Origin of the sequence: Mesorhizobium sp. M4B.F.Ca.ET.203.01.1.1 (assembly GCF_004791025.1) — a bacterium.
Lineage (GTDB): Bacteria > Pseudomonadota > Alphaproteobacteria > Rhizobiales > Rhizobiaceae > Mesorhizobium > Mesorhizobium abyssinicae.
This window is the reverse complement of record NZ_SRUO01000002.1, coordinates 136,449-148,559: the sequence shown is the minus strand read 5'-3', so window position 1 is coordinate 148,559 and position 12,111 is coordinate 136,449. Positions and strand designations below refer to the sequence as shown.

Below are 12,111 nucleotides of genomic sequence, written 5' to 3'. Positions count from 1 at the left end.
GATGACAGGCCTGGGAGTCCATTCCGAAGTCGGCCGCCTGCGCGAGGTGATGGTCCATCGACCGGACCTCAGCCTGCGCAGGCTCACGCCCGAGAACTGCAAGGCGCTGCTGTTCGACGACGTATTGTGGGTCAAGCGCGCACGCCAGGAACATGACGTCTTCGTCGATGCGTTGCGCGAACGCGGCGTGGTGGTGCACTCCTTTGGAGAGCTCCTTGCGGAGGCCATGACCATCAGCAAGGCGCGCGACTGGCTTCTCGATCGCCGGGTCCATCCCGGTGTCGTCGGACTGGATATGGTCGACGAGTTGCGTGGATGGCTAAACGACATGCCACCGGAGCAGCTGGCGTCCTTTCTAGTCGGCGGCATTGCCCGTGCCGAGCTTCCTTTCCAGCCGAAGGGACTGACCGGAAGGACACTTGCTCCCCAGGACTTCGTGCTTCCGCCGCTGCCGAACCAGCTTTTCACGCGCGACAGTTCCTGCTGGATCTACGGATCAGTTTCGGTCAACGCCATGTACTGGCCGGCGAGGCGCCCGGAGGCGGCCAACGTGGAAGCAGTGTACCGCTTCCATCCCCGTTTTCGCGACAGCGGCCTCCCCTTCGTATCGCCAGGTTTGGGAACAGGCACCAGTCTGGAAGGTGGAGACGTGATGCCGATCGGCGGCGGAACAGTGCTTGTCGGAATGGGAGAACGTACCACGCCGCAAGCCGTGGGCGACCTCGCACGCAGCCTGTTCGCGGCCGGTGAAGCGACACGCGTCATCGCAGCCCTGATGCCGCGGGACCGCAGTTTCATGCATCTCGACACCGTCTTCACCTTCTGCGACCGCGACCTGGTGACCATGTACCCGCCGGTGGTCGACCGCCTGCGAACCTTCTCTCTGCGACCGGGCGATGGCGAGGCGGCCGTCAAGGTCACGGATGAGACGGAGCCTTTCACGGCAGTGGTTGCAGAAGCGCTTGGACTGAATTCGCTGCGCATCATCGCCACCGGTGGCGACCGTTACGAGGCCGAGCGCGAGCAATGGGACGACGGCAACAACGTCGTTGCCGTCGAACCCGGCGTCGTCATCGGCTACGACCGCAATGTCTATACCAACACGCTGCTGCGTCGCGCCGGGATTGAAGTGATCACCGTTGAAGGCGCTGAACTCAGCCGTGGTCGGGGCGGCGGCCACTGTATGACCTGCCCGATTGCCCGCGATCCGATTTGACCGGAAAGGAAATTCCCGATGTCGATCAACCTTCACGGCCGCTCGGTGCTCACGCTCGACGATCTCACGGCCGACGAGATCCGCTTTCTTCTGAAACTGGCCGCCGACCTCAAGGCGGCCAAGCTCGCGGGCCACGAGATACCGCGTCTCATCAGGAAGAATATCGCGCTGATCTTCGAGAAGGACTCGACGCGCACCAGAACCGGATTCGAGGTGGCGGCCTATGATCAGGGCGCCCACGTCACCTATTTCGGCCCCACCGGCAGCCATATCGGCCACAAGGAATCCATGAAGGATACAGCGCGCGTGCTCGGCCGCATGTACGATGCGATCGAGTATCGCGGTTTTGGCCAGCACCAGGCCGAACTGCTTGCCGCGCACGCGGGCGTGCCCGTCTACAACGGCCTTACCGACGAAGCGCATCCGACACAGATCCTCGCCGATTTCATGACCATGCGCGAGTTCACGCACAAGCACCTTTCGGACATGACCGTCACCTTCGTCGGCGAAGGACGTGACAATGTCGCGCTGTCGCTGGCACTGGGCGCAGCCAAGGTCGGCATCGACATGCGCATTGCCTCGCCAAGGGAACTTTGGCCGGACGAGGAATTCTGCGCCCATGTCAGAGACCTTGCAGCACAAAGCAGCGGCCGCTTCAGGCTGGACGAAGACGTGATGGGCTGCGTCCAGGGCGCCGACTTTGTCTACACCGACGTGTGGATGTCGATGGGTGAGGACAAATCGGGCTGGGCCGAGCGTATCCGCCTTTTGACGCCCTATCGGGTCACGAGCGAAGTGATGGCTGCCGCGGGCAACCCTCATGTCAAGTTCATGCATTGCCTGCCGGCATTCCACGACACCGACACCGAGATAGGCGCGTTCATCGCGAAGGAGTATGGCATCGACTGCATGGAGGTCACTGACGAGGTGTTTGAATCGGGCGCATCGATCGTCTTCGACCAGGCCGAAAACCGCATGCATACGATCAAGGCCCTGCTCGTCGCCACGATCGGCAACTGAGATGCTGATCGTCGTTGCACTCGGAGGTAACGCGCTGCTGCGCCGCGGCGAACCGATGACCGCCGAAAACCAGCGTGCCAACATCAAGCGCGCCGCATCCGTACTCGGGGCACTCGTCGGCGAAGGGCACTCGATTGTAGTCACGCATGGCAACGGCCCGCAGGTGGGGCTTCTGGCCCTCCAGGCGGCGGCCGCTCCGGATGGCGGCGCATTCCCACTCGACGTCCTTGGCGCTGAAAGCGCTGGCATGATCGGCTATGTGATTGAGCAGGAGCTCGGCAACCTCTTAAAGGAAAGGCTGTTCGCGACGCTGCTGACGCAGGTGAAAGTCGACCCGTACGATCCGGCTTTCGCTCACCCGACGAAGCCGATCGGCCCGGTCTATGACGAGGACACAGCACATAGGCTTGCCCACGAACGCAGCTGGCAGATCGCGCCCGATGGCGATAAGTGGCGCCGGGTCGTGCCCTCGCCCAGGCCGCTGGAGATTCTTGAAGGCTCCGTGATTTCGTTTCTCGTCGAACGCGGCGTCATCGTCATTTGCACGGGCGGCGGCGGAGTCCCGGTGATAGCGCGGGACGACGGCAGCCTGTGCGGCGTAGAAGCCGTTATCGACAAGGATCTGGCGAGTTCACTTCTCGCGCGCCAGCTGAAGGCCGACATGCTGCTGATGCTGACCGATGTCGATGCGGTCTATAGTGGCCACGGCACCGCCACCGCCCGCGCGCTCCGTCGGGTTGCAACGACCGAGATATCGGGGCGGGATTTTGCGGCCGGCTCCATGGGGCCGAAGGTCAGCTCCGCAATCGAGTTCGCTGATGCAACGGGCAAACCTGCAGCGATCGGCAAGCTCGATGATGCCAGCGAAATCGTCAGAGGAGAGCGCGGCACACGGTTCGAAGCCGCCGCTCGTCCCGCTCAGCCTTTCAAAGGGACTGCCCGAGCCCCCGCCGTCGCGAAATAACGGGCTGCGTCTTTCGCCATCCGGCCAGTACACCAGCGCGCGTATGCATTCGCAAAGATCAGGCCAAGCCAACGGGACGGTTCCGCCTCCGGCAGGTCGTATTCGATGAAGACTCGAAGCCGGGACCCTCTCGCCTCGGGCACTATTTCGAAACCCATCCGATAGCGGCCGATCACCCATAGACTTGGCGCTCCGATGGTCTCCCAGACCTTCAGTTTGGGCGGCGTCCGGATTGTAACCACCTGTTCGGCGGACAGCGCAATTCCAAGTATTTTTCCATGGAATCCGAACTTGGAGCCGATCAAGCGGGCTTCGCCTGCATCGAATTCGTAGTGCATTTTCGAACCGAGCATCATCCATGACGAGGTGCTCATATGAGCACCCAGATGCCTGTGGTCATCAAGATAGGCAAACACGGTCTCAGCCGCGCATTCTATTCCGACGATAGTCTCGTTGGAGCGGGACATTGCTGGCATCGTCTCACCTCCGGGTTCGTCCTAACGCGCGCGAACACGCCGCCCATGTTCATCGGGATGTGCATGACACTGTGGGTTTTCGCTTTCACAAACCGCTTGCCCTTGAAGTGCAGGTGCTACCGTCCCAGCCCTCGCGATTGAACCTGGGGCAGCAACCCGTGGTATTCACGCTGTCGTCGTATCGGGGCGTTTCATTCGTCCGCATGGTCCTCCTCCAGATTGGATCGATCCCATCACGCAGGTAACGCGTCCCGTCGTCATTGATCTTCGTCAACATGGCCCTTGATCGCGATTGATACGTATCAAGGCCGACCGACGGGATGCCTGTTAGCTCAGACTGGCCAACAGATTTCGGAGACGGTCATGGCCCATAAACAAGTACTGTTCCGCTCAGCCGCACGCGAAAAGATCCTTCGCGGCGCGACACAGCTCGCCGATGCCGTGCGCGTGACGCTCGGGCCGCGCTCGAAATCTGTACTGATCGAAAAAAGATGGGGTGCCCCGATCGTTTGCAACGACGGGGTGACGATCGCCAAGGAATTCGACCTGAAGGACCCGGAAGAAAATCTCGGCGCCAGGATGCTGAGACAAGCAGCCGAGAAGACCGGCGATATGGTTGGCGACGGCACCAGCACATCGACCATCCTCGCTCACGCGATGTTTGCCGATGGCGTTCGCAATGTCGTCGCCGGCGCCAGCGCGATCGACATCAAGCGCGGCCTCGATCGCGCCACCAAGCGCGCGATCGAGACACTCAAGCAAATATCTCGACCGGTCTCGACCCGGCGCGAAAAGGAACAGGTGGCCACGATCTCGGCGCACAACGACCCGCTCATCGGCCAGTTGGTTGGCGAGGCGATTGAAAAGGTCGGCGGTGAAGGAGTCATTACGGTCGAAGAGTCGAAGACCACTGAAACCGTTCTGGACGTCGTCGAAGGCATGCAGTTCGATCGCGGGTTCCTTTCACCGTATTTCGTGACCGATCCCGAGAAGATGGAAGCGGTCCTGGAAGACGCGCTGGTGCTGATCGTGGAGAAGAAAATCGCTTCGCTGAACGATCTCATCAAGTTGCTGGAAGCCGTGGCCAAGTCGGGCTCGCCTCTGCTGGTTGTCGCCGAAGAAGTCGAAGGCGAGGCGCTTGCCACGCTCATCGTCAATCAAATCCGGGGCACCTTCAAGAACTGTGCAGTCAAGGCGCCCGGTTTCGGCGATCGGCGCAAGGCTATGCTGCAGGACATAGCTGTGCTGACAGACGCTCAGGTCATCTCCGAGGATATTGGCCTCAAGCTCGAAAATGTCACGATGGCGCAGTTGGGGCGTGCCAAACGCGTGGTCGTCGATAAGGACAACACGACGATCATCGGCGGTGGCGGAGACGCCAAGGCAATCAAGGGTCGCGTAGAGCAGATCCGGCGCGAGATCGAGAGCACGACCAGCGACTACGATCGCGAAAAGCTGCAAGAGCGGCTGGCTAAGCTTGCCGGCGGTGTTGCCGTCATAAAAGTCGGGGCTCCAACCGAGGCCGAAATGAAGTCGAAGAAGGAGGCACTAGACGACGCTATCAGCGCCACCAAGGCTGCGGTTGCCGAGGGCGTGGTGCCTGGCGGCGGGCTTGCGCTGCTGCGCTGCATCGCCACGGTAGCTGATGAAGAAAAACTGTCCGAGGGCGACGAGAGGACCGGCGTGCAGATACTCCGGCGCGCTCTCGAAACGCCTGTCCGGCAGATTGCCGAGAATTCGGCTGTCGACGGTGGCGTGGTTATCGCCAAGATGATCGAGGGGTCGGGAAACTTTGGCTTCGATGCCGGACGCAAAGAGTATGTTGACCTCGTCGAAGCCGGCATCATCGATCCAACCAAGGTGGTGCGCATCGCACTTGAAAACGCCGTCTCGGTCGCCAGTGTTCTGCTCTTGACCGAAGCGACCATGACGGAAATCCCCGAACCGGCCAAGGAGCGTGCTCTCGAACCGGAAATGACGATGTAGGTCGTGCGCCGGGCACCCTCCATAGGTCGAAAAGGCGATGACGATGCGCCGCCGCGGCAGGCAGCGCGGCTGGTGATCACAAGTGTCGTGACCGAACCTCAAACGACCGTGCGACAAGCATGCTGTGGAGACACAAAATGATCTTCAACACCATTATTGTACAACTGGACATCGATTCTCCGGCGTCCCCCCGCGCGCGTTATGCCCAGGAATTGGCGCAACGGTTCGATGCCACACTGATCGGTTTCGCCGCGGCGGATGCCTATGTCTTTGTGTCGGGAGACAATGGCGCCGCTGCAGCTGCGGAGATAATGCGCCAACGCAGGGCGGAAATCGAAGATCGCCTGAAGGTGATGCAGGAGGAATTCCTCCGCATTGGCGGGGACAGAGCTTTCTGGCGCGAGGAGATCGGAGATCCGACAGGTCTGCTCGCGATGCATGCCCGCGCCGCCGACCTTATTGTCACGGGAGCGCCGGCAAAGGGCGTCGCCAGCGATCGCCACCGTGTCGTAGATGCCGGTAGTCTGGTGCTGTCCGCGGGCCGGCCGGTGCTGATTGCGGTCGATAACCTGGCTCCGCTCAACCCAAAGAATGTTCTTGTCGCCTGGAAGAACACGCGCGAGGCAAGGCGCGCAGTCAGCGATGCAATGCCCTTCTTGACAGGCGCACAACATGTGCTCGTGGCGACAATCGAGGAACAGGGCCAGAGAAACGCACGCGAAAGTGCCGAGGACGTTGTCCGGTTCCTGGCGAGGCATGGCGTTAAGGCAAGATCCGAAGTTATAGGCGTCGGCAATGCAGATCCCTGCGAAGCCGTTGCCGAACTCGCCCGTGCGATGGATGCAGGACTTGTGGTCGCGGGCGGCTATGGTCACAGCCGGATCCGGGAATGGGCCTTCGGCGGCATGACACGCTCCCTGCTGAAACAGGGGGCAATCAATCGACTGCTATCAAACTGAGGCGGCGTCCCGGCGGGTCCTTGCGCGCAGCGGCTCACCGACGCCCTTGTTCTTCGACCGCCTTCAACCGCACGACTGAAACCGAGCAAAGCGCCTGTGCTACCACCTTGGTAGAAACACTGCCGAGGTGCCGGCGAATGGCGGAAGACGCCCGTGCCCCGACAACGATATGCCCGACGTCGTTGTGCTCAGCGTAGTTGAGGATCGCATCGGCGGGGCTGACCGCCTCCAGAACATGATAGCTGATGCGATCCTCCGGCAGATGTAGCGGGCGGGACCAATCCTTCAGGGCAACCAGCCGCTTCAAATATTCCGAACGGCCCGACTCGTCCACCGTGGGCGTGTCGCCGATAATCTCGGTCTTCAGGACTGTCACACAGGCCAACCACGAGTCTTCTCGCGAGCCAAGGACGCGCGCGGTCTCGCTCAGAACCTCCCTGGCCAGCGGATCGTTTCCGTTGGCCAGATCGACGGCGACCAAAACAATGGATGGTCCGGCCAGAAGCCTGGGATCTGCCGGCATCCCGACAAGCAACTTGTCGTCAGTCTTGCGAAGCAGACCGAGGATCGTGGCCCAAATTCCCTTGCTCCGAGGCAGGTGCCGCGTCACCACCACCTGATCGGGGTTCCTTAGATCGGACAGCACGTGAGCGGCATCGACATATCGCTTGGACCTGTCCACCTCCATGCACCGAAGCGTGATTGCCTCCAACCACCGCGGGATGGCTCCGTTCAGGTCCCGCGGTGGCCTGGGGGCGTGGTAGAGCCGTCGCTTCATTCCGGCGAAAGTCGCCGGTCGCCCGAACGGTTCTTCGCCAGTTGCCAGCTGGTAAAGAATGCAGCCAAGCGCAAAAAGATCGCTTGCAGGGTCGCCTCTTTCGGCAAGCACTTGTTCGGGTGCCATGTAGGCGGCGGAGCCCATCGGCACGGAGCTTTCCGCGCCGAGAAGATCGGGAAGCTCTGCATGCCGCGCGAGCCCGAAATCGAGAAGCACCGCGCCGCGCTCGGCAAGAATGACATTTTCGGGCTTGAGATCGAGATGCACCACTTTTTGGCGATGCAGGGCGGCGAGCGCCTTGGCAATTTCGGAGCCGACCCTCGCGACCTCGTCAGCTGGCAGTGGCGCATTGCTGATCAGCTGGGCGAGACTTGTGCCGGCCACGAACTCCATGGCTATGAAAGGAATTTCTGAAAGGTTTCCTGAGGCCACGAAGCGGGGTACATGCGGACCTGACAAGCGCCTGAGGATCAACTCTTCCGCCTCGAAGCCCAGTATGACGGAGACATCGCCTCCCGGATCCAGGAAAGGGACTTTCAACACCAGCGGGAAATCGAACTGCGGGCTGTTTGCGCGCCAGAGCGAGGCCATGCCGCCGGACGGCAGTCGTTCGACCAGTTCGAAACCATCAATGATTGCCCCTGATTCAAACCGCTGCACCCGATCGTCTCCAACAACCCTATCGTCCGATCTTCAATCGCATGCCCAGCCATGCCGGCAACCCAGAGTCAGCAATCTTTCGGGCGGTCTCTTCGTAGTCGTAAGGCACACGGATCATGGAGGCCTCGTGCCGCTGCGTATCGACGAGGGCGAAGCAGGCCGCCGGATTGCCGTCGCGAGGCTGGCCGACCGCTCCGACGTTCACGACGAGCTGTCCGACCGCGGACAACGGCGCAGCCACATTGGCCAGCGGTTGAAAACAGATCGGCCGGCGACCTGGCAGCGCGTAGTAGATGGCCGGAATATGGGTGTGGCCGCAGAAGACGAAACGGGCCACGCTTGAAGACAGGCAGCGCTCTGCTGAATCCACGTCGCGGATGTATAGCCATTTTCCCGGCCGTTCGGCGCTGGCGTGAACATATTGCCGGTCTTCCGACGTCAACGACACCGGCAAACGGGACAGGAAATCGACATGCGCCGAGGTCAAACGCTCACGCGTCCAACTGGCCGCTGTCCGAGCATTCTCCGTCATGCCGCCCCTGTTGAAGGCTATCGCTTCGTCATGGTTTCCCATGACGCAGAGCGCGCCTCGATCGACCAGGTCCGCAGCCGTCTCGAGCGCATAGACTGGGTCGGGCCCGTAGCCAACCAGATCGCCAAGCAATACCAACTCGTCCCATCCGCGCTCGCCAACCACCTCGAGAACCGCATCGAGCGCCTCGCGGTTGGAATGGATGTCAGACAGGATCGCGATGCGCATTCGTTTCCATCTGGACCTTGCAAGCTCGCCCTACCAGTCAAACAACGGCGCTAACAAAGTCAATGGGACCGCATGCGGTCCAACAACCCTCGTGCTTCGCTCGCCTAAAGCGAGACCCCGTCTCCGCGGAGCGGTGGCGCCGGGTTCACCGAAGCCGAGGCCGCCGCTCCCGTTTTCGGTATCTGGTTGAGGACCAAGCGAATGATCAGGAGGACATATCCAACTTGCAGGACGACCAATGTGAGCAAAGCCCCACCGAGTGCGACCCAACCCGAACCTGTTTCCACACCGATCCAGATCGCCACGACAAACGACGTCACGAGCATGCCCACCAGAAATTGCGGAAAATACATGGCGGCCTGCCCCGATCATTTAGCGACAGGGCTTTCAACAACCTCCGGGGGCACCCGCGCTTTGAGTTGAATCAAATCTTACCGTGGATATTTCCAATCCATTCAGGCGCGCAGAACCTAAGTATGTGCATAAGGCCAAGTTCGGCGTTCGGGCAGGTTCCTGGTTTTCTCACATGTTGTAGCGCAACCAAGGCGGCCCCTGCCGCCTCGGTCGGTGCGGGCTTCGAGCACACCCAACAATGCTGCCCCCGCGGCCTGCGCCGACCACCTTGATGATGCAATTGCGATGCAGCCAGCTCTCCTCATGCCAACATCGCAAAGTCCGTCTTTTTGGCGTTAAGGCAAACAGTGGCGCCCATGCCATCCTCGGCGGATGCAATGTCGTCTGGGTCCCCCCACTAAGTAGTTTCCCGTAGGGACTTAACCGAATTTCGCTTTCCTCCGATTCGCGCGATTGCTGATGCCACGGATCACGGAGAAGCAGCCATGTACGCTCACACGACCTCCACAATTTCACTGCCGCCACACGTGCCACAGTCGAGCCTCCCGGCAGTTCTGGACAGCGTGCCGTTGCAGCCCATCAACTTCTACCCGGCCGGGTCGGAAATCTATGCGCAGGGGGAAAAGGCCGGAGCTCTCTACCAGGTCGAGTTCGGCGCCGTCCGCATCTATCGCCTCCTTGCCGACGGCCGCCGGCAGATAAGTGCCTTCCATTTGGCTGGCGAGACATTCGGTTTCGAAGCCGACGCGACACATCATTTCTTCGCCGAAGCAATCAACGCGACCGGCATCCGGGTCTATCGGTTCGCTGCCGGGGCGGATGTCTCGCGCCAGTTGCTGCCCCTGGCCCTCAAAGGTTTGACCAGGGCGCAGGAACACCTCCTGGTCCTCGGTCGCCAGAATGCCATCGAACGGGTGGCCGCGTTCCTGGTCGACATGGCAGAGCGGCAAGGCGGATTGCGGCAGGTCGATCTGCCGATGTCTCGCGCGGATATCGGCGACTATCTCGGACTCACGATCGAGACCGTGTCGCGAGTCTTCACCCGGCTGAAGGACAAGGGCGTCATCCGCCTGCTGAACCTGCGCAGCATAGAAATCGTCAAGCAGGACGCGCTTCAATACATGAGCGAGTGAGGTCGCGCGCCTTGGAGAGACAGGACAACGGCGCCGCACCTCGGATCGGAGACCATATATAACGATGGTTAGCACGCTTTCCACGCATACCGGGTTTCGCTTCGATGTACGCCGCGCACGCCCCGAAGATGAGCCCGCCCTGGCGGAGTTCTTCACCCATGTGACGCCGCAAGATCTGCGCTTCCGCTTTCTCGGTGGAGTGAAAGAGGTCTCGCATGAACGGCTGGTAGCGATGACTCGCTCCGACGATCCGCATATCAATAACTTTCTCGCGTTCTCGACTGACGGAGCGTTGATCGCAGTGGCGACACTCGCCAGCGACGCTGCCGACCGGCGCGGCGAAGTCGCTATCTGCATTCGCCAGGACCGCAAGAATCTCGGCGTCGGCTGGGAACTGCTTGCCTATATCGCAAGGTGGGCCGACGGGATCGGCCTCGAGACAATCGAGTCGATCGAAAGCCGTGAGAATCGCGCTGCAATCGAGCTTGAGCGCGACATGGGATTCACTGTCACCACAGACCCCGACGACCCGACACTTCTCCTGGTTCGGCGAAAGCTCGGCACCCCCCTGCCCCGGTAACGACCGGTCTCGCGCAGATGCGGGCCGGCAGCGAAGCTCTTGTTCAGACGTCGAGGATTTCCCTGGCGACGGCGGCTTCCTCGTCTGCGGGAATGACAAGGACGTCGACCCGGGACTGCGGGCTGCTGACCAATCCTTCGTCGTTCTGGTTCAAATCATTGTCGACCGCAACGCCAAGCCATTCGGCGGCTTCGCAGATCTTTTGCCGGATCACAGGTGCGTGCTCGCCAATGCCGGCGGTGAAGACGAGGGTATCGAGACCTCCAAGGGCCGCGGCAAGTGACCCGATCTCGCGCCCGACACGATAGATGAAGAGATCGACGGCTCGCGCGGCTGCAGGGTCGCTCGAGCCCAGCAATGTCTGCATATCGCCCGAGATGCCGGAGACACCCAGCAGACCGGATTCCTCGTAGAGAAGGTTGGACAGCTCACCCAATGACAGCTTTTGGTCCTGCAACAGGTACAGGATCACGCCAGGGTCGACCGTGCCGCAACGTGTGCTCATGATGAGGCCATCAAGCGTTGAGAACCCCATAGTGGTGGCGACGCTTGCCCCCGTCTTCATCGCACATAGGCTTGCTCCGCTGCCCAGGTGGGCAACGATCACCCGGCCGCCGGCGCTTGCGCCGTAGCGGCTGCGAAGTTTCGTTGCGACGTGGCTGTAGGAAAGTCCGTGAAAGCCGTAGGCAATCACGCCTTGTTCCGAGAACTCGCGCGGCAAGCCATAGAGCTTGGCAAGTTCCGGCCGCCGCGCGTGGAAGGCCGTATCGAAGCATCCGACCTGGAGGGCGTCAGGCAATAGCCGAGCTGCCAAGCTGACGATTTCGAGATTGATGGCCTGGTGGATCGGGGCGAGCGGCTCCAGCAGATGCAAGGCCTTCGTCGTCTCTTCATCAAGGATGGCTGCTTTGGAAAAACTCTGTCCGCCATGAACGATCCTGTGACCGACCTTGCCGATCTGGCGCAGGAGTCCGCGGTCCGCAAGCAAGGAGCCCACGACTTCGAATGCGCTGGCGATATCGATCGACCCTGCGCCCAAGCTCCGATCGATCCCGGACGACAGCGCCGTTGGAGCGACGTGAAGCCGTGGACGTTGCCGGATTGACGATATGCTGCCGCGCACCAGCAGGTGAAGGTCGTCACGCTGCTGAAACACCGCGAATTTCAGACTCGACGAGCCACCGTTAAGGACAAGAATCGCGTCATTCATGATCTGTCCGCCGCG

General features: G+C 61.2%; 12 protein-coding genes. 7 read left to right on the top strand and 5 right to left on the bottom strand.

The genetic code is table 11. From position 1 onward, the window contains the following. The first annotated feature begins 1 nt into the window (after window position 1). From EN846_RS04115 to arcC, 3 genes are read left to right on the top strand one after another with little or no spacing between them, the layout of a single operon-like run. Window positions 2-1,216 carry an arginine deiminase gene (locus tag EN846_RS04115; RefSeq protein ID WP_127309464.1) on the top strand — a complete coding sequence of 405 codons (1,215 nt, stop codon included), beginning with the start codon at window positions 2-4 and terminating at the stop codon, window positions 1,214-1,216. A gap of 18 nt (window positions 1,217-1,234) precedes the next feature. Then, window positions 1,235-2,236 carry an ornithine carbamoyltransferase gene (argF, locus tag EN846_RS04110; RefSeq protein ID WP_127393371.1) on the top strand — a complete coding sequence of 334 codons (1,002 nt, stop codon included), beginning with the start codon at window positions 1,235-1,237 and terminating at the stop codon, window positions 2,234-2,236. 1 nt (window position 2,237) lies between these two features. Continuing rightward, window positions 2,238-3,200 (top strand): carbamate kinase, encoded by a 963-nt coding sequence (gene arcC, locus EN846_RS04105; RefSeq protein WP_128345999.1) that lies wholly within the window; start codon window positions 2,238-2,240, stop codon window positions 3,198-3,200. Here the strand turns inward: arcC and EN846_RS04100 are convergent. Beyond that, a complete protein-coding gene (locus EN846_RS04100; RefSeq protein WP_127391762.1) occupies window positions 3,155-3,667 on the bottom strand; it encodes an SRPBCC family protein in 513 nt (170 codons plus the stop codon). The two genes, arcC and EN846_RS04100, sit on opposite strands and share 46 nt — an antisense overlap. 372 nt (window positions 3,668-4,039) lie before the next feature. Here EN846_RS04100 and groL point away from each other — a divergent pair, with 372 nt between their 5' ends. Then, window positions 4,040-5,662 carry a chaperonin GroEL gene (gene groL, locus EN846_RS04090; RefSeq protein WP_127309463.1) on the top strand — a complete coding sequence of 541 codons (1,623 nt, stop codon included), beginning with the start codon at window positions 4,040-4,042 and terminating at the stop codon, window positions 5,660-5,662. A gap of 137 nt (window positions 5,663-5,799) precedes the next feature. Continuing rightward, window positions 5,800-6,621, top strand: a complete 822-nt coding sequence (locus EN846_RS04085; RefSeq protein ID WP_127309455.1) for a universal stress protein — start codon at window positions 5,800-5,802, stop codon at window positions 6,619-6,621. Between the two features lie 34 nt (window positions 6,622-6,655). On the opposite strand, the gene EN846_RS04080 is transcribed toward EN846_RS04085, so the two are convergent. From EN846_RS04080 to EN846_RS04070, 3 genes are all read right to left on the bottom strand, one after another. Beyond that, window positions 6,656-8,059 carry a bifunctional serine/threonine-protein kinase/universal stress protein gene (locus EN846_RS04080; protein ID WP_127391761.1) on the bottom strand — a complete coding sequence of 468 codons (1,404 nt, stop codon included), beginning with the start codon at window positions 8,057-8,059 and terminating at the stop codon, window positions 6,656-6,658. Between the two features lie 19 nt (window positions 8,060-8,078). Then, window positions 8,079-8,819: a metallophosphoesterase family protein gene (locus EN846_RS04075; protein ID WP_135913804.1), complete on the bottom strand. Its 741-nt coding sequence runs from the start codon at window positions 8,817-8,819 to the stop codon at window positions 8,079-8,081. A 104-nt stretch (window positions 8,820-8,923) separates the two neighbouring features. Continuing rightward, window positions 8,924-9,172, bottom strand: coding sequence for a hypothetical protein (locus EN846_RS04070; RefSeq protein ID WP_127309452.1), 249 nt, complete (start codon window positions 9,170-9,172; stop codon window positions 8,924-8,926). 486 nt (window positions 9,173-9,658) lie between these two features. Between EN846_RS04070 and EN846_RS04065 the strand changes: the two genes are divergently transcribed. Beyond that, a complete protein-coding gene (locus tag EN846_RS04065) occupies window positions 9,659-10,306 on the top strand; it encodes a helix-turn-helix domain-containing protein (protein WP_127281999.1) in 648 nt (215 codons plus the stop codon). 64 nt (window positions 10,307-10,370) lie between these two features. After that, entirely contained in the window at window positions 10,371-10,886 is a 516-nt protein-coding gene (locus EN846_RS04060; protein ID WP_127309451.1) for a GNAT family N-acetyltransferase, read from the top strand. 43 nt (window positions 10,887-10,929) lie between these two features. Here the strand turns inward: EN846_RS04060 and EN846_RS04055 are convergent, their stop codons facing one another. Next, the gene (locus tag EN846_RS04055) at window positions 10,930-12,096 is read right to left on the bottom strand and encodes an acetate/propionate family kinase (protein ID WP_127309450.1); all 1,167 of its coding nucleotides are present in this window, start codon (window positions 12,094-12,096) and stop codon (window positions 10,930-10,932) included. Window positions 12,097-12,111 lie beyond the last annotated feature (15 nt).